The following is a 17,927-nucleotide window of genomic DNA, read 5'->3' on the forward strand; positions in this document are numbered from 1 at the left end:
TACTGGGGACCACGGGCCCGTATTCGACGACTGCTGGATCGCTCCCCCGACCGGCCGGATGACAGTCGGGTAGAAATCATCACGACACTTCCCAAGTCGGGCCTAAGCGCCGTCCGGTTGCGGCACTTTCGCAACCGTGGCGCACATCACAGCGACAGCCATGCCGCCCAGGAGGTAGGCGTACGAGCCCAGGCCCGCCTCGAAGAGGAAGTCGCCCTCGGCCCGGTTGGCCGCCAGGAGCACCACGGAGACGAGCCAGCCCGTGCCGGCCGCCGCGCCGCCCGCCCGGCCGCGCATGGCGACGACCGAGCCGTAGCAGAGCCCGCCGACGGCGAGGAGGGCCAGCAGCAGTCCGCCGGGGAACCAGCCGCCCTGGACGAGGGCGCCCGCGACGCCCGTGACGAAGCCGAGGACGGCCAGCCCCAGATAGGCGGCGAGCCGGCCGGGGCCGGGCAGGGTGAAGAGTCCGTTGTTGTCCATGGGCCCGGCCATCACACGCCCGTCCCGGCGAACAGGTCGTCCTCGCGGACGCCCTCGGCCGCCCCCGGCTCGCCCCGGACGAGCCGGTAGTACTCGACGGGGAAGAGCGGCTGGCCCAGATCGTTGGAGAGGGCGAAGAAGGGGCCGTCCACGGCGATCTGCGTGGCGTGGGCGCGCATCGCCGCCGCCTTCCGGTCGGCGTGGGCGGAGGCGTCGACCGCCGCCGTGACCTCCTCGTCGGGCAGCACGCCGGGGACGTCGTCGACGGAGGCGATGCCGGGGAAGAGGTCGCCCTCCCGGCCGGCCTCGCGCAGCCGGGCGAAGCCGGCCTCGACCACGGAGCGGGGGACGCAGTTCCAGTAGATCTTCGCGATCTCGTGGGGGTCGCCCAGGTCGCGGCGGAAGACCGGCTCGGCGGCCAGCTCGGCGGCGCGCATGGCGACGCGGTGCGCCTGGATGTGGTCGGGGTGGCCGTAGCCGCCGTTCTCGTCGTAGGTGACGAGGACCTGGGGGCGGACCCGGCGGATCACCTCCACGAGGGACGCGGCGGCCTCGTCGACGTCGGCGCGCCAGAAGCAGTCCGGGTGCTCGTTCTGCGGGGCGCCCATCATGCCGGAGTCCCGGTAACGGCCGGGACCGCCGAGGAAGACGTGGTCGGTGACGCCCAGCTCGGCCATGGCGGCGGCCAGTTCGCCCGCGCGGTGGGCGCCGAGGGTGTCGTCCCGGTCGGCGGCGAGGTGCGCCAGGGCCGGCGGGATGACCTCGCCCTCCTCGCCGAGCGTGCAGGTCACCAGCGTGACGTGGGCACCCTCGGCGGCGTACTTGGCCATGGTCGCGCCATTGTTGATCGACTCGTCGTCCGGGTGCGCGTGCACCAGGAGCAGCCGGCGGCCGGGAAGATCGGTCATGGGGACAGCCTACGGTTCACGGCGGCCCGCCGGGGCGCCCCCCGCGACCGCCGCACCCGCGCGCCGCGCCGCCCGTCGCTCCGGCCGGCCCGGCCCGTTCGGCCCTCAGAACTTGATGTTGCTGACCATGGCCGTGACGCTGGACGTGAACTGGTGGATGGTCGGGCCCACGGAGGAGCTGGCGAGGTAGAACCCCAGCAGCACGCAGATCGCGGCGTGGCCCGTCTTCAGCCCGGATTTCCGGACCAGCAGGATGACGATGATCGCCAGCAGCACCACCGCCGAAATCGAGAGTGCCACAGCGGCTCACCTCCAGGTACGCGCGGTCGGTCGGACGGCTTCGAGCGGATGGCATACGAATGCCCGAGGGCACGCGGACACCGGAGTTCTTACCCACTATGCGCGAGCGATCATAACTTTCCGTGCGCGTGCATGACTCGGAGCACAGGAGCAAACACGGGGCGCACGGCGAGTTCTCGCCGTCTTGGGTGAACCCGGTGGTAGGGGCCGTAGGCTCCCCCGCATGACCGGTCAGCTCTCGTTTCCCCGTCAGCACGCCCGTACTCAGCGCTTCACCCTCGGCGCGCCCCGTTCCTTCAGCGTCTCCCCGGACGGCACGCGCGTCGTCTTCCTGCGCTCCCGCGCGGGCACCGACCGGGCCAACGTCCTGTGGGTGCTGGATCTGGAGGAGGGCCGGGAGTATCCGGCCGCCGACCCGTTCGCCCTGCTGGGCGGCGCGGACGAGGAGCTGTCCGCCGAGGAGCGGGCACGCCGCGAGCGCAGCCGTGAGGGGGCGGCGGGCATCGTGGCGTACGCGGTGGACGCCGCCGTGGAGTTGGCCGCTTTCGCGCTCTCCGGACGGCTGTTCGTGGCCGAGCTGCGCGGCGGCACGGCCCGTGAACTGGACGTGCCGGGCCCGGTGAGCGACCCCCGGCCGTCCCCCGACGGCCGTTATGTGGCGTATGTCGCGGACGGCGCCCTGCGGGTCGTGGGGACCGGCGGCGAGGGCCACGACAGGGCGCTGGCCGAGCCGGACGGCGCGACCGTCTCCTGGGGGCTGGCGGAGTTCGTCGCGGCCGAGGAGATGGACCGTTCGCGCGGCTTCTGGTGGTCGCCGGAGAGCGACGCGCTGCTGGTCGCCCGCGTGGACGACGCGCCCGTGCGCCGCTGGTGGATCGCCGACCCGGCCAACCCGGACAGCGCGCCCGCCGAGGTCGCCTACCCGGCGGCCGGCACCCCCAACGCGGAGGTCTCGCTGGCCCTGCTGGGCCTGGACGGTTCGCGGACGGACGTCGAGTGGGACCGCGAGCGCTTCCCCTATCTCGCGCGGACGCACTGGTCGGCGGACGGGGCGCCGCTGCTGCTCGTCCAGGCGCGCGACCAGCGGACGCAGGCGTACCTCACCGTCGACACGGGCTCCGGGGCCACGCGTGTGCTGCGCACGGACGAGGATCCGAAGTGGCTTGAACTTTTCGACGGTGTGCCCGCCTGGACGCCCTCCGGAGAGCTGTTGCGGATCTCCGACGAGAGCGGCGCCCGCGCCCTGCTGGCCGGCGACCGGGCCCTGACGGGACCGGAGCTGCACGTGCTGGCGGTCCTGGACATCGGGGAGGACGACGTCCTGATCTCCGCCTCCGCCGGAGCGGGAGCCTCCGATCCCGAGCTGGGCGAGGCCCATGTGTACCGGGTCGGCGAGCGGGGCGTCGAGCGCGTCTCGGAGGGCCGGGGCCGGCACTCGGCGGTCCGCACGGGCGCGGTGACCGTCCTGGCGACGGCGACCCCCGAGCGGCCCGGGACGGAGGTCCGGGTGCTGCGCGACGGCAAGCAGATCTCCTCCGTGGTCTCCCACGCCGAGACGCCGGTGCTGGCCGCCCGGCCCCGCCTCGTCGCGGCGGGCGCGCGCCGGATCCCCACCGCCGTGCTGCTGCCGAGCGGCTACCGGGAGGGCGACGGCCCGCTGCCGGTGCTCATGGACCCCTACGGCGGCCCGCACGGGCTGCGCGTCGCCGCCACCCACAACGCCCACCTGACGTCGCAGTGGTTCGCCGACCAGGGCTTCGCGGTCGTCGTCGCGGACGGCCGGGGCACCCCGCACACCTCGCCGGCCTGGGAGAAGGCCGTCCACGAGGACTTCGCGGGCGTCACCCTGGACGACCAGGTGGAGGCGCTGCGCGCGCTGGCGGAGGAGTTCCCGCTGGACCTCGGCCGGGTGGGCATCCGCGGCTGGTCGTACGGCGGCTACCTGGCGGCCCTCGCGGTGCTGCGCCGCCCCGACGTCTTCCACGCCGCCGTGGCGGGTGCGCCGGTCACCGACTGGCGGCTGTACGACACCCACTACACCGAGCGCTATCTGGGCCTGCCCGGGGAGCGGCCGGAGGTGTACGCCCACAACTCCCTCGTCACCGACGACGGTCTGTCGTCGCCGGCGGATCAAACCCGTCCGCTGATGATCGTCCACGGGCTGGCGGACGACAACGTGGTCGCCGCCCACACCCTGCGGCTCTCCTCCGCGCTGCTGGCGGCGGGCCGTCCGCACGAGGTGCTGCCGCTGTCGGGCGTGACCCACATGACCCCGCAGGAGCAGGTGGCGGAGAACCTGCTGCTGCTCCAAGTGGACTTCCTCAAGCGCTCGTTGAAGATCGACTGACGCTCGTGGGGTGAGCTCGGGCGCGGCGTGCTTGACCTGCTGTCAAGCACGCCGCCACCTCAATCCGCACAACCTTCGCTCAAAATGCGGGAGAAGAGCGCGTCTCGCGCACCGGCCCCCTTGACTGCACCGCGCGCCCATTGCGAAAGTCCGCTCAGCTCACCCGTGTTGGTGATTGCCACGAGTGGCCGTGGTGACGAGAGTTGCGGGGGATGTGCGCGATGACGAGTCCTTCCCAGAGCCCTTCCGAGGCGCCCTCCCCGGCCGCCCCTCCCGACGGGGCCGTCGCCGTACCCGGGACGGCCGGGCTCGTGGGCCGCTCCCCCGGACAGCTGATGTGGCGGCGCTTCCGGCGCGACCGCACCGGCGTCGTCTCCGCCTGGATCGTGCTGTTCTTCTTCGTCGTGGCGCTGGCGGCCCCGCTGATCTCCCTGCTCTACGGCAAGGACCCCACCACGACCTACGGGCTCAACGAGCCCGGGCTGCTCAATCAGTACGGCTATCCGGTCCGGCCCAACGGCGGGATCTCCGGGGAGTTCTGGTTCGGCGTGGAGCCGACGCTGGGCCGCGACGTCCTCACCCAGCTCGTCTACGGCATCCGCACCTCGCTGCTGATCGCCGCCGCGGCCACGGTGCTGTGCGTGCTCACCGGCATCGTCGTCGGGGTGACCGCCGGCTACGTCGGCGGCCGGACCGACTACTTCCTCGGCCGCTTCATCGACCTGCTGCTGGCCTTCCCGGCCCAGCTGTCGTTCGTCGCCTTCACGCCCGTCGTCTACTCGCTCTTCGTCAGCCCCGGCAAGGAGACCCCGACCTATCTGCGGGTGATCACACTGATCCTGGTGCTGTGGGTGCTGGGCTGGATGGGGCTCGCGCGACTGCTGCGCGGGCAGGTGCTGAGCCTGCGGGAGCGGGAGTTCATCGAGGCGGCGAAGGTCACCGGCGCCTCGCCCTGGCGGATCATCACCAAGGAGCTGCTGCCCAACCTCTGGACGCCGATCCTGGTGCAGGCGACGCTGATGCTCCCCACCACCGTGACCATCGAGGCGGGGCTGTCCTTCATCGGCGTGGGGATCCTGGAGCCCACGCCCGACTGGGGCCGGATGTTCGCCAACGGCGCCAAGTACTACGAAAGCGACATCACCTACATCTTCTTCCCCGGGCTCGCGATGATCGTCTTCGTGGTCGCCTTCAATCTGCTCGGGGACTCGGTCCGGGACGCCTTCGACCCCCGGACCAGACGCTGACGGCCCACCGGCCACGCGTCACTGCCATGACATGTCCCGATCCGTCCGGCGAACAGGCAGGTGCAGCGATCCATGACTCGAACGTCGAGGTCCCTCAGATACCGGGTCCGGTTCTCGGCCGTCGCCGTGGCGGCGGGCGCCGTGGTGCTCTCCGCGTGCAGCAGCGGCGGCGGTGGCGGCGGGGACGGTGACAAGAGCCAGGGGCCGGGCGAGGACAAGACCAGGTCCGCCAACTACTCCATCGGCACCAAGGCCGACTCCACCGGCCCTGCCCCCGCGGTCGCGGGTGCCAGGAAGGGCGGCACGGTCGGCGTCCTCCAGCGCGACGCCTTCAACCACCTGGACCCGGGCCAGATCTACTACGCCGACGTCCTCACCAACCAGATGCTCTACAACCGCACCCTGACCTCCTACAAGACGGACGACAAGGGCCGGGTCAAGGTCGTCGGCGATCTGGCCACCGACGCGGGCACGGCCTCGGACGGCGGCCGCACCTGGAAGTTCACCCTCAAGGACGGGCTGAAGTTCGAGGACGGCTCGCCGATCACCGCCCAGGACGTCCGCTGGGGCGTCGAGCGGCTCTACGCCTCCTTCGAGACGGACGGGCCCCTCTACATCCCTCAGTGGCTCTCCGGCGACGGCAACGACTTCCGCAAGGCGCTGCCCGACGGCCCCTACAAGGGGCAGCACCTCCCGGCGTCCGTCCTGGACACCCCGGACGACAAGACGGTGATCTTCCACTTCCGCACGCCGCACGCCGACACCCCCTTCGCCACCGCCATGCCCAACATCGGCCCGGTGAAGGCCGAGAAGGACACACAGGCGAAGTACGACAACGCGCCCTTCTCCTCCGGCCCGTACAAGGTCGGCGACTACAAGGTCGGCAAATCCCTCACGCTCGTGCGCAACGAGCACTGGGACCCGAAGACGGACCCCATCCGCCACCAGTACGCGGACCGCTTCCAGATCAGCTTCGGCCACCAGTACGCCGACTCGACCCGGCGCTTCCTGGCCGACCAGGGCGACGACAAGAACGTCATGTCGTTCAGCAACGCCGTCGCCCCGGAGATGACGGAGAAGGTCCTCGCCCAGGCCGACACCAAGAACCGCCGGCTGCTGGAGATCCAGCCCTACGTCGACTACATCAGCTTCAACACCGACCGCCTCAAGGACGTACGGGTCCGCAAGGCCCTCGCCTACGCCATGCCCAACGGGCAGATCCTCCAGCAGAACGGCGGGGCGACCGCCGGGGTGATCGCCACCAACTTCCTCTCCCCCGCCATGGACGGCTACCAGCCCACCGACCCCTTCGGGAAGAAGGCCAAGCCCGCCGGCGACCCCGACAAGGCCAAGGAGCTGCTGAAGGAGGCCGGGAAGCTCGGCCAGGAGGTCGTCTACGCCTACGCGAACACCGACGTCCAGCAGAAGGTCCAGGTCGTGGTCGTCCAGGCCCTGGAGCGGGCGGGTTTCAAGGTGCAGCGCAAGGAGATCGACTCCAATGTCTGGCGCACCGAGATCGCGAAGGTGAAGAACGACTACGACCTCTACCGCACCTCCTGGGGCGCGGACTGGCCCGTCTCCTCGACCGTCGTCCCGCCGCTCTTCGACGGCCGGCAGATCGCCGACGGCGCCCAGAACTACGGCCACCTCAACGACCCCGAGGTGAACAAGGAGATCGACCGCATCAGCGCCCTGCCCGACGTCAAGCAGGCGGCCCCCGCGTGGCAGAAGCTCGCCGACAAGGTCCTCACCGAGGACGTGCCGGGCGTGCCGACCTTCTACAACAACCAGTTCTCGCTGTGGGGTTCGAACCTCGGCGGGATCAAGTACCACCCGGTGTACGGGACCGTGGACCCGACCGGCGTGTTCCTGAAGCGGTGAGCTCGTGCTGAGATTCCTCGCCCGCCGGACCCTCGGCGCGATCGTCATCATCCTGCTGATCAGCGCGATCACGTTCTTCCTCTTCTTCGCGCTGCCCGCCGAGCCCGCCCTGATGTCCTGCGGCAAGAACTGCACCGCCGACTCCCTCGCGGTCATCAACAAGAACCTGGGCCTCGACCAGCCCGTGCCCGTCCAGTACTGGCACTACATGGTGGGCCTCTTCGCCGGCCGCGACCTCACCGTCGGCCACTGCCCGGCCCCCTGCTTCGGCTACTCCTTCTCCAACCAGCAGCCGGTCTGGGGCACGATCGTCGACCGCTTCCCCACCACGCTCTCCATCACCCTCGGCGGCGCGGCCGTCTTCCTGACCGTCGGCGTCGGCATCGGCATGCTCGCCGCCGCCTTCCGGGGCACCTGGATCGACAAGGCCGTCAGCTCCCTGTCCCTCCTCGGCAACGCCCTGCAGATCTACTTCGTGGGCGTCATCGCGCTGGCCGTCCTGGTCAGCGGGCTCCACTGGATGGACAACCCCGCCTACTACCCGATCACCGAGAACCCGGTGAAGTGGTTCACCGGAATGATCATCCCCTGGCTGGTGCTCTCCATCATCTTCATCGCCAACTACAGCCGGATGACCCGCTCCCAGATGATCGAGCAGCTCGCCGAGGACCATGTGCGCACCGCGCGCGCCAAGGGCCTGGGCAGACGCACGGTCTTCTTCCGCTACGCGTGGCGCGGGGCGATGGCGCCGATCGTCACCATCTTCGGCATCGACCTGGGCTCGCTGTTCGGCGGGGCGATCATCACGGAGTTCACCTTCAGCCTCCACGGGCTGGGGCGGCTCGCGGTGTCCTCCGTCAGCGAGACGGACCTGCCGACGCTGATGGCCGTGATGCTCGTCGGCTGCACGGCGATCGTCGTCGCCAACATCGTCGTCGACGCGGCGTACGCCTTCATCGACCCGAGGGTACGGCTGGCATGACCACGAGCCCCGCGGGCCGCTCCCCCCGGGCACACCCCCGGCGGCGGCCGCCGTCCGGCTCACCGCAGGCGCCCCGCACAGCCGCAGACCGCCCGCCGTCAGGAGCCCCATGACCACCCCCTTCCTCTCCGTGCGAAGCCTCCGCGTCCGCTTCGCCACAGAAGACGGCACCGTCCACGCCGTGGACGATCTCTCCCTCGACCTCCACCGTGGCCGCACCCTCGGCGTCGTCGGCGAGTCCGGCTCCGGCAAGTCCGTCACCGGCCTCGCCGTGCTGGGGCTCCACGACCCGCGCAACACCGCGATCCAGGGCGAGATCCTCCTCGACGGCCAGGAGATGACCACCGCCCCCGAGCCCGTCCTGGAGAAGCTCCGCGGCGACAAGGTCGCCATGATCTTCCAGGACTCGCTGACCGCCCTCTCGCCCTACTACACCGTCGGCCGGCAGATCGCCGAGCCCTTCCGCAAGCACACCGGCGCCTCCCGCCGCGACGCGCGGCTGCGCGCCATCGAGATGCTGGAGAAGGTCGGCATCCCCAACGCCGCGCTGCGCGTGGACGACTACCCCCACCAGTTCTCCGGCGGCATGCGGCAGCGGGCGATGATCGCCATGTCCCTGGTCTGCGACCCCGAGCTGCTGATCGCCGACGAGCCGACCACGGCCCTCGACGTCACCGTCCAGGCGCAGATCCTCGATCTGCTGGGGGACCTCCGGCGGCAGTCCGGCTCGTCGATCGTCCTCATCACCCACGACCTGGGCGTCGTCGCCAACACCGTCGACGACCTGCTGGTGATGTACGCGGGCCGGGTCGTCGAGCGCGGCCCGGTCCGCGAGGTGCTGCGCGAGCCCTACCACCCCTACACCTGGGGCCTGTTGGGCTCGATGCCGCGCCTCACCTCGGACGTGGACACGCCGCTCACCCCCATTCCCGGCACCCCGCCGAGCCTGCTGGCGCCACCGCCGGGCTGCCCGTTCCAGCCGCGCTGCGCGTACACCTCCCTCGTCGGGGGCGACCGGTGCCGAACGGAACGCCCGGAGGCACCGGCGGGCCGCGGGGCGGCCTGCCACCTCACGGCGGAACAGCGGCGGACCGTCTTCACCGAGCAGATCAGGCCCCTACTGGGCTGAGGAGCGCCTCCATGACCCACAGCATTCCCGCCCAGGCCCGCGACGGCGAGCCGCTGCTCGTCGCCGAGGGGCTGACCAAACACTTCCCGATCATGGGCGGTTTCCCGGTGAAGCGGAAGGTCGGCGCCGTCCAGGCGGTCGACGGCATCGACCTGGCCGTGCGCGCCGGGGAGAGCTTCGGCCTCGTCGGCGAGTCCGGCTGCGGCAAGTCGACGACGGGCCGGCTGCTGACCCGGCTGCTGGAGCCGACGGCCGGCCGGATCCACTACCGGGGCGAGGACATCACCCACGCCGACCGCAGACGGCTGGCCCCGATCCGCTCCGAGATCCAAATGATCTTCCAGGACCCCTACTCCTCGCTCAACCCCCGGCAGACGGTCGGCAAGATCATCGCCGGGCCGATGGAGATCAACGGCATCGCGCCCCCGGGCGGCCGCGAGGCCCGGGTCCGCGAGCTGCTGGAGGTCGTCGGCCTCAGTCCCGAGCACTACAACCGCTTCCCCCACGAGTTCTCCGGCGGCCAGCGGCAGCGGATCGGCGTGGCCCGCGCGCTGGCGCTGGAGCCCAAGGTGATCGTCGCGGACGAGCCGGTGTCGGCCCTGGACGTCTCCATCCAGGCCCAGGTGGTCAACCTGCTGGCCCGGCTGCGTCGGGAGCTGGGCATCGCGTTCCTGTTCATCGCCCACGACCTGGCCGTCGTACGGCACTTCTCCCAGCGCGTCGCGGTGATGTACCTGGGCAGGATCGTGGAATCCGGCGACCGCGACGACATCTACCGCCGCCCCCGCCACCCGTACACCCACGCGCTGCTGTCGGCGGTACCGGAGGTGTCAGGGCTGTCGGACGCCGCCGGAACGGCCCGGGAGAGGATCCGGCTGACCGGGGACGTCCCCTCCCCGATCCTGCCGCCGTCCGGCTGCCGTTTCCGTACGCGCTGCTGGAAGGCGCGGGAGAAGTGCGCGGAGGAGGTGCCTCCGCTGGTACCGGCGGAGGGCGACGGCGAGGGCCACCTGACCGCGTGCCACTTTCCCGAGTTCCCGCCCGGCCCGTAATGGGAGGCTCCGGGTTACGGTGAAAGGGCGCGCGAAACCGGCGCTCGGCAAGCGGAACACCACCCGCCGAACCACGCGCGCGGGACATCTGTCAACTCTTGTTATCCCAGAGGCACATGCCTACTGTCTCCCCCATCGCGGAGCGGTGGTGGCCACACCAGGAAGCGAACCCTCAGGGAATCGACGAGCTCGAGAAGGAGGTGCACGCCATGCGCAAGATGATCCTCACCGGGGCCCTTTTCGCCCGGCTCACTCGTAAGGACCGCCTCACCCTGCCGTACTCGTACTACTAAACCGGCACGGTGACTCACCCGGTGGCCGCGGCAGCGATGCCGCGGCCACCGGCCTTCCGGCTCCCGACCGGCCTCCTTCCGGCCTCCGACCGACCTGCGAGGCGTCCATGACCACCGCCGCTTCCCCCAGCGCCGGCACCGGCATCCCGGGCCCGGGCGGGGACAAGTACCTCGGAAACCTCCACGCGTTCAGCACGGACCCGCTCGGCTTCCTCACCGAGTGCTCCCGCACCTACGGGGACGTGGTGCGGCTCGGCGCCAACAACGTACTGCTGACCTCGCCGGGCGACGTCGAGCGGATGCTGGTCGACCGCAACGCGAAGTTCTCCAAGGCCAGCGCGGACACCCGACGCGGCTCGCGCCGCCAGGGCTTCCCGCGCTCGACCATGAACAGCGACGGCGCCACCTGGCAGGCCAAACGCCACCGGATGCAGCCCGCCTTCGGTCGCAAGCTCTCCACCAAAGCGGCGGAGATCGTCGCCGACCAGGGCGAACGCATGCTCGCCGGCTGGCGCCCCGGCACCCCTCGCGACCTCCAGGACGACGTCTCCGTGCTCACGCTGCGACTGGTGACGTCCCTGATGTTCGGTGACGAGTTCGGCGAGGAGGACACCGCCGAGGTCGCCCGGCTGGTCGCCCCCATCATGGATATGTCGACCTCCCCCGTGCTGCTGCCCGAATGGGTGCCCACCCCGCGCAAGCTGCGCATCCGGCGCTCGATGGCCCGCGTCGACCGCACCCTGCGCGCCCTCGCCGCCTCCCCGGCCGCCGCCGACCCCGACCGGGCGCCCGTCCTCCACGCGCTCGTCCACGGCGACCCGCCCCCGACCCCGGACGAGCTCCGCGACGAGCTCGCCACCCTGATCATGGCCGGGTTCGAGACGACGAACGACGCCGTCGTCTGGACGAGCGTCCTCCTCGCCCGGCACCCCGGGATCGCCGAACGCGTACGCGCGGAGGCCGAGGCGGCCTTCGCCGCCACCCCGGCCGGGCTCGCCCGCATGGAAGCCCTGCCGTACACCAACGCGGTGGTCCGCGAGTCCCTGCGGCTCTACTCGCCGGTCTGGCTGACCAGCCGGGACGCCATGGAGGACATGGAGTTCAGCGGCCACGTCATCCCCGCCGGGACGACGGTGACCGTCAGCCAGTGGGTCGCCCACCGCGACCCCCGCCACTGGGAGGACGCCGAGGAGTTCCGCCCCGAACGCTGGCTGGGCAAGGGCCCGTCGGTGCCGCGCGGCTCGTACTTCCCCTTCGGCCTCGGGCCGCGCGTCTGCATCGGCGCGGCGGTCGCGACGACGGAGACGGTCCACATCGTCGCGGACATCTGGCGCCGCTTCCGGCTCGAACTCGTCCGCCCGGAACGGATCCGGCCCCGGCCGGCGCTGGCACTCCAGCCAGTGGGCGTGGAGGTCGTCCCTCGGGAGTGGTAGGCCCCGGTCCCGCCCTTTCACCGTTTCCGAGCGGGGCTGCACCCCCTCGCACCCCCGCCGGACGGGCTGATTTCAGCCCGTCCGGCGTTTGAGGAGCGGGGTCTGGGGCGGAGCCCCAGGAAACGGGAAGGGGCGGGACCGGGGCACCCTCACCCCGGAACAACCCGCCGCTCCTCCGCGAAATGGCACGCCGAGACATGGGCCACGGGGCCCCCGCCCCGAAACCACTCCGGCACCTCCAACCCCGGCACAACCTCCGCACACTTCTCCCGCGCCTTCCAGCACCGCGTGCGGAACCGGCACCCCGACGGCGGGTCCGCCGGGGACGGAATGTCGCCGGACAGCAGGATCCGGTCCCGACGGGCCCGCGCGAGCGGATCCGGCACCGGCACCGCCGACAGCAACGCCTGCGTGTACGGATGCGTCGGATGCTCGTAGATCTCCGCGTCCGTCCCCACCTCCGCGAAGCGCCCGAGGTACATCACCGCCACCCGGTCGGAGATGTGCCGCACCACCGACAGGTCGTGCGCGATGAAGACGTACGACAGCTCGAACTCCTCCTGGAGCCGCGCCAGCAGGTTGACCACCTGGGCCTGCACCGAGACGTCCAGCGCCGAGACCGGCTCGTCGGCCACGATCACCTCGGGCCGTAGCGCCAGCCCCCGCGCGATGCCGATGCGCTGCCGCTGCCCCCCGCTGAACTGGTGCGGATAGCGGTTGATGTGCTCGGGGTTGAGCCCGACCACCTCCAGCAGCTCCCGCACCCGCGCCCGCCGGCTGCCCTTGGGGGCCGCCTCCGGGTGGATCTCGAAGGGCTCGCCGACGATGTCCCCGACCGTCATCCGGGGGTTGAGCGAGGTGTACGGGTCCTGGAACACCATCTGGATGTTGCGCCGGACCGCCTTCAGCGCGCGCCCGGACAGCCGGGTGACGTCCTCGCCCTTGTAGAGGATCCGCCCGGCCGTCGGCCGTTCCAGGTGGACGAGCAGCTTGGCGACGGTGGACTTGCCGCAGCCGGACTCCCCCACGATGCCGAGCGTCTCGCCGCGCCGCAGGTCGAAGGAGAGGTCGTCCACGGCGTGGACGGCGCCGACCTGCTTCCTGAAGAGAATTCCCCGGTGCAGCGGGTAGTGCTTGACCAGCTCCCGTACCTCGAGGATCGCCTCGCCGTCAGCCCTCACCGAGGGTCTCCTTCCAGAAGTGGCACGCGCTGCCGCGCCCCGGCGCCACGTCGTACAGCGGCGGCCGGTCCGTGCGGCAGACGTCCCGGGCCAGCGGGCAGCGCGGGTTGAAGGGGCAGCCGGGCGGGACGGCGGTGAGGCTGGGCGGCATGCCCTTGATCGCGTAGAGCTCGCGGCCCTTGCGGTCCAGGCGGGGGATGGATTCGAGCAGGCCCTTGGTGTACGGGTGGGCGGGCGCGGCGTAGAGCTCGCGCACGGGGGCGGTCTCGACGATGCGGCCCGCGTACATCACCGCGATCCTGTCGGCGACGTCGGCGACGACGCCCAGGTCGTGGGTGATGAGGATGAGCCCCATGTCGTACTCGTTCCGCAACTCCGCCAGCAGGTCCATGACCTGCGCCTGGACGGTCACGTCCAGGGCGGTCGTCGGCTCGTCGGCGATGATCAGGTCGGGCTCCAGGGCCAGCGCCATCGCGATCATGATGCGCTGGCGCATGCCGCCGGAGAACTGGTGGGGGTAGTCCCCGGCCCGCTGCGCGGCCGCCGGGATGCGGACGCGGTCCATCAGCCCGACGGCGCGGGCGCGGGCGTCCTTGCGGGTCATGCCCTCGTGGACCTCGTACATCTCGCCGAGCTGGGCGCCGACGGTCATCACGGGGTTGAGCGCGGAGAGCGCGTCCTGGAAGATCATGGCCAGTTTGGCGCCACGGATCCGCCGGCGGTCCTCCGCGCCCATGGTGAGCAGGTCACGGCCGCGGAAGAGGACCTCGCCGCCGGTGACACGTCCGGGCGGCGAGTCGAGGATGCCCATGACGGCCTGCGCGGTCACGGACTTGCCGGAACCGGACTCGCCGAGCACGGCCAGGGTCTCGCCCGCGTCGACGGAGTAGCTGACGCCGTTGACGGCCTTGGCGACCCCGTCCCGGGTGCGGAACTCCACGCGCAGGTCGCGTACGTCGAGCAGGGTGTTCGTCATGTCGCCGTTCCTCAGCGCAGCTTGGGGTCGAGGGCGTCGCGGACCGCGTCGCCGAGCATGATGAACGCGAGGACGGTGACGCTCAGCGCGCCCGCCGGCCACAGCAGCATGTGCGGGGCGTTGCGGATCTGGATCGAGGCGTTGGAGATGTCGATCCCCCAGGAGACGGTGGGCGGCCGGAGGCCGACGCCGACGAAGGACAGGGTGGCCTCCAGCGCGATGTACGTGCCGAGGGCGATGGTCGCGACGACGATGACGGGCGCGACGGCGTTGGGCGCGATGTGGCGGAGCAGCAGGCGCGCGTCGCCGGCGCCGAGGGCGCGGGCGGCCTGGACGTAGTCGTGCTGTTTGGCGCCGACGACCGCGCCGCGGGCGATCCGGGAGATCTGTGGCCAGCCCAGCAGCACGATGAAGCCGACGACCGGCCAGACGGAGCCGCTGGGGACGACGGAGAGGAAGACGAGTCCGCCGAGGATGATCGGGATGCCGAAGAAGATGTCGGCGAGCCGGGAGAGCAGGGCATCCCACCAGCCGCCGTAGAACCCGGCGAGCCCGCCGAGGACGCTGCCGAGCAGCGCGGCCCCGGCGGTGGCACAGACGCCGACGGTGATGGAGGCCCGCGCTCCGTGGACGGTACGGGTGTAGACGTCGCAACCCTGGGTGTCGAAGCCGAAGGGGTGGCCGGGCGCGGGGCCGTCCTGGGCCCTGGCGAGGTCGCAGCTGAGCGGGTTGCCACTGGCGACGAGGCCCGGCCAGATCGCGATGAGGAGGAGGAAGACGATGACGAGCGCCGAGACGAGGAAGACGGGGTTGCGGCGCAGGTCGTGCCAGGCGTCGGACCAGAGGCTGCGGGCCTTGCCGCTGCCGGTGCCGCCGGGCAGGGGGCCGTTCTCGAGGGTGGCGGCGTCGCTGGTGGCGAGGGTCATGGCACCGCCGTCCCCGGGGGTGATGGTGGCGTTGGGGTCGGACGGGTCGGCGTACGGGGGCCCCGGCGGTCCCTGGGGCGGGTCGGGAGAGGGTGCCGGCGGGGTCTCAGGCATAGCGGATCCTCGGGTCGAGCACGGCGTAGAGGAGGTCGACGAGCAGGTTCGCCATGAGGAAGACGATGACGAGGATGGTCACGAAGCCGACGACGGTGGGTGAGTTCTGCCGGAGGATCCCCTGGTAGAGCTGGAAGCCGACGCCGTGGATGTTGAAGATCCGCTCGGTGACGATGGCGCCGCCCATCAGGGCGCCGATGTCGGTGCCGATGAAGGTGACGACGGGGATGAGGGAGTTGCGCAGCAGGTGCCGGGTGATGACGCGGTGCCGGGGCAGGCCCTTGGCCACGGCGGTGCGGAGGTAGTCGGCGCGGGAGTTCTCGGCGATGGAGGTGCGGGTGAGGCGGGTGACGTAGGCGAGCGAGGTGAGGGCGAGCACGACGCCCGGCAGGAGGAGTTCGCCGAAGGGCGCCTCGGGCGAGACGGACGGGGAGACCGCCGCCCATTTGACGCCGATGAGGTACTGGAGCACGTAGCCGCTGACGAAGGTCGGCACGGAGACCACGATCAGGGTGAGCAGCAGCACGCCGGTGTCGAGGGAGCGGCCGCGGCGCAGCCCGCTGAGGAGGCCGAGGGTGACGCCGATGACGATCTCGAAGAGGATCGCGACGAGCGTGAGGCGGACGGTCACGGGGAAGGCGTCGGCCATCAGCTCGGTGACCTCCTGCCCGTTGAAGGCGACGCCGAAGTCCCCGGTGAGGATCTGCCCCATGTAGTGCGCGTACTGGAGCCACAGGGGCTTGTCGAGGTAGAGCTCCTGGCGGATGCGCGCGGCGGTGGCGGGGTCGGGGGCCTTGTCGCCGAAGAGCGCGGCGATGGGGTCGCCCAGGGCGTAGACCATGAGGAAGATCAGGAACGTGCTGCCGATGAACACGGGGATCATCTGGAGCAGCCGCCGGATCACGTACCGTCCCACCAGGACTCCTGACTGTCTTGACCGAGGGACTACTTCACGGTGATCCGCTCGTAGACGGGCACGCTGAAGGGGTTGAGCTCGACGTCGGCGATGTCGGTGGAGTAGCCGGCGCTGCCGTTCTGGTACCAGAGCGGGATGGCCGCCATCCGGTCGGCGAGGATCCGCTCCGCCTGCTGGAACTTGGCGACGGCCTTGGCCGTGTCGGATTCGGCGTTGGCCTCGTCGACGAGCTTGTCGAAGCGCGGGTCGCTGAACTTGCCGTAGTTGGAGGAGGCGTCGGTGTAGTAGAGCGGCTGGAGGAAGTTCTGGACCAGCGGGTAGTCCATCTGCCAGCCGGAGCGGAACATGCCGGTCATCCGGTGGTCGGTGATCTGGTTGCGGAAGTCGGCGAAGGTGCCGACGGGGTTGACGGTGCAGGCCTGGTCCTTGCCCAGGGCGTTGTTGATGCTGTTGCAGACGGCGTCCATCCACAGCCGGTGGGAGCCGGTGTCGACGTTCGAGGTGATGGTGACCCGGCCGCCGGGGAGCCCGCCGCCCTCCTCGATGAGCTTTCTGGCCGTGGTGGGGTCGTAGCCGCAGGCGTCGCCGCACAGCCCTTCCTTGTAGCCGCCCTTGGCGCCGAGGACGGGTGAGGTCCAGTCGGTGGCGGGGGTGCGGGTGCGCCGGTAGATCTGCTCGGTGATCTGCTTGCGGTCGATGGCCATGGACAGGCCCCGGCGGACCTTCTCCATGCCGGGCTTGTTCCAGGCGGGGTCGTACATGGGGAAGTCGAGGGTCTGGATGATGCCGGCGGGCTGGTTGATGTAGCGGTCGCCGAGGTCCTTCCTGACGTTCTTCAGCTGGGCGCTGGGGATGTCGTCGACGAGGTCGATGTTGCCGGCCTGGAGGTCGGTGTAGGCGGTGTTGTTGTCGGTGTAGACCCGCAGCTCCACGCCGCTGTTGCGGGCCTTGTCGGGCCCGGCGTAGCCGTCCCAGCGGGTGAGCCGCATCTGGGAGCCCTTGGTGTAGGAGTCGATGACGTACGGCCCGTTGCCGATGGGCTTCTTCAGCCATTGCTCGTGGTGGTCGTAGAAGGCCCTGGGCAGGGGCGAGTAGGCGGTGTAGCCGAGGGTGTCGGGCCAGGTGGAGAAGGTGGTGCGCAGCGCGACGGTGAAGGTCCGCTCGTCCTTGACGGCGAGGCCGGAGAGGACTCTGGCCGTGGCGGACCCCTGGGTGGGATGGACCTGGTCGTAACCCTCGATGTCCTGGAAGAAGGGGGCGTTCTTCTGTTTGTTGTCGACGAGGGCGGCGTAGTTCCAGGCGTCGACGAAGGATCGCGCGGTGACCTTCTCGCCGTCGCTGAAGATCCAGCCGTCCTTGAGGGTGATGGTGAAGTGCCGCTGGTCGGGGCTGTCGATCCGCTCGGCGACCATGTTGACGGCGGCGCCGGTGCGGGGGTCGTACCGCTTCAGCCCCCGGAAGATCATGTCGAGGACCTTGCCGCCCTGCACCTCATTGGTGTTGGCCGGCTCCAGCGGCCCCTGCGGGTCGCCCCAGGAGGCCCGTACCGCGCCCACGGCGGTGCCGCCCCGGCTGCTTCCGCAGCCGCTGATCACGCCCGCCAGCAGGGCGGCGACCGCGCAGACGGCGAGCCCGTAACCGCGTGGCCGCATGCGTGCCTCCTCTGGTGGGCGGGGTCCGGTTCCGGCCACATCACACCTCATGCGATGCCGGGATGTGACCCTTCTCGTGGTGTTCGTCATGGAAACCGCCCGTATGCGGG

The 17,927-nt window shown here is 71.0% G+C and carries 16 protein-coding genes; 8 read left to right on the forward strand and 8 right to left on the reverse strand.

The features are described 5' to 3' along the window. Window positions 1-102: 102 nt before the first annotated feature. The 3 genes from IE096_RS13145 to IE096_RS13155 form a co-directional block, all read right to left on the reverse strand. Window positions 103-480, reverse strand: coding sequence for a DUF6113 family protein (locus IE096_RS13145; protein WP_189451595.1), 378 nt, complete (start codon window positions 478-480; stop codon window positions 103-105). Window positions 481-491: 11 nt separating this feature from the next. After that, window positions 492-1,388, reverse strand: a complete 897-nt coding sequence (mshB, locus tag IE096_RS13150; protein ID WP_189451596.1) for an N-acetyl-1-D-myo-inositol-2-amino-2-deoxy-alpha-D-glucopyranoside deacetylase — start codon at window positions 1,386-1,388, stop codon at window positions 492-494. A gap of 105 nt (window positions 1,389-1,493) precedes the next feature. Further along, window positions 1,494-1,688, reverse strand: a complete 195-nt coding sequence (locus IE096_RS13155; RefSeq protein WP_126915863.1) for a hypothetical protein — start codon at window positions 1,686-1,688, stop codon at window positions 1,494-1,496. 223 nt (window positions 1,689-1,911) lie between these two features. On the opposite strand from IE096_RS13155, the gene IE096_RS13160 reads away from it, so the two are divergent. The 8 genes from IE096_RS13160 (at window position 1,912) to IE096_RS13195 (ending at window position 12,052) form a co-directional block, all read left to right on the forward strand. Further along, a complete protein-coding gene (locus IE096_RS13160; protein ID WP_189451597.1) occupies window positions 1,912-4,035 on the forward strand; it encodes a S9 family peptidase in 2,124 nt (707 codons plus the stop codon). A gap of 221 nt (window positions 4,036-4,256) precedes the next feature. Next, complete coding sequence (locus tag IE096_RS13165; protein WP_189451598.1) at window positions 4,257-5,282, forward strand: ABC transporter permease; 1,026 nt, start codon at window positions 4,257-4,259, stop codon at window positions 5,280-5,282. 72 nt (window positions 5,283-5,354) lie between these two features. Further along, entirely contained in the window at window positions 5,355-7,163 is a 1,809-nt protein-coding gene (locus tag IE096_RS13170) for an ABC transporter substrate-binding protein (RefSeq protein WP_189451599.1), read from the forward strand. Window positions 7,164-7,167: 4 nt separating this feature from the next. Beyond that, on the forward strand, window positions 7,168-8,145 hold the full coding sequence (locus IE096_RS13175) for an ABC transporter permease (RefSeq protein WP_189451600.1): 978 nt from the start codon (window positions 7,168-7,170) through the stop codon (window positions 8,143-8,145). Window positions 8,146-8,254: 109 nt separating this feature from the next. Then, window positions 8,255-9,274 (forward strand): ABC transporter ATP-binding protein, encoded by a 1,020-nt coding sequence (locus tag IE096_RS13180; protein WP_189451601.1) that lies wholly within the window; start codon window positions 8,255-8,257, stop codon window positions 9,272-9,274. An 11-nt stretch (window positions 9,275-9,285) separates the two neighbouring features. Continuing rightward, window positions 9,286-10,326, forward strand: coding sequence for an ABC transporter ATP-binding protein (locus IE096_RS13185; RefSeq protein WP_189451602.1), 1,041 nt, complete (start codon window positions 9,286-9,288; stop codon window positions 10,324-10,326). A 116-nt stretch (window positions 10,327-10,442) separates the two neighbouring features. Next, window positions 10,443-10,619 (forward strand): cittilin family RiPP precursor, encoded by a 177-nt coding sequence (locus IE096_RS13190; protein WP_189451603.1) that lies wholly within the window; start codon window positions 10,443-10,445, stop codon window positions 10,617-10,619. 107 nt (window positions 10,620-10,726) lie between these two features. Further along, window positions 10,727-12,052 (forward strand): cytochrome P450, encoded by a 1,326-nt coding sequence (locus IE096_RS13195; protein WP_189451604.1) that lies wholly within the window; start codon window positions 10,727-10,729, stop codon window positions 12,050-12,052. A gap of 149 nt (window positions 12,053-12,201) precedes the next feature. Here IE096_RS13195 and IE096_RS13200 read toward each other — a convergent pair whose 3' ends face one another. Genes IE096_RS13200 through IE096_RS13220 form a run of 5 tightly spaced genes read right to left on the reverse strand, consistent with a single transcriptional unit; the run spans window position 12,202 to window position 17,817 of the window. After that, window positions 12,202-13,233, reverse strand: coding sequence for an ABC transporter ATP-binding protein (locus IE096_RS13200; protein ID WP_189451605.1), 1,032 nt, complete (start codon window positions 13,231-13,233; stop codon window positions 12,202-12,204). Beyond that, on the reverse strand, window positions 13,223-14,209 hold the full coding sequence (locus IE096_RS13205; RefSeq protein ID WP_189451606.1) for an ABC transporter ATP-binding protein: 987 nt from the start codon (window positions 14,207-14,209) through the stop codon (window positions 13,223-13,225). The genes IE096_RS13200 and IE096_RS13205 overlap by 11 nt, the downstream gene beginning before the upstream one ends. A gap of 11 nt (window positions 14,210-14,220) precedes the next feature. Continuing rightward, on the reverse strand, window positions 14,221-15,249 hold the full coding sequence (locus tag IE096_RS13210) for an ABC transporter permease (protein WP_189451607.1): 1,029 nt from the start codon (window positions 15,247-15,249) through the stop codon (window positions 14,221-14,223). Beyond that, window positions 15,242-16,165 carry an ABC transporter permease gene (locus IE096_RS13215; protein ID WP_189451608.1) on the reverse strand — a complete coding sequence of 308 codons (924 nt, stop codon included), beginning with the start codon at window positions 16,163-16,165 and terminating at the stop codon, window positions 15,242-15,244. The genes IE096_RS13210 and IE096_RS13215 overlap by 8 nt, the downstream gene beginning before the upstream one ends. A 29-nt stretch (window positions 16,166-16,194) precedes the next feature. After that, complete coding sequence (locus IE096_RS13220; RefSeq protein WP_189451609.1) at window positions 16,195-17,817, reverse strand: peptide ABC transporter substrate-binding protein; 1,623 nt, start codon at window positions 17,815-17,817, stop codon at window positions 16,195-16,197. Between the last annotated feature and the right edge of the window lie 110 nt (window positions 17,818-17,927).

This window comes from Streptomyces abikoensis (assembly GCF_014648775.1).
GTDB lineage: Bacteria > Actinomycetota > Actinomycetes > Streptomycetales > Streptomycetaceae > Streptomyces > Streptomyces abikoensis.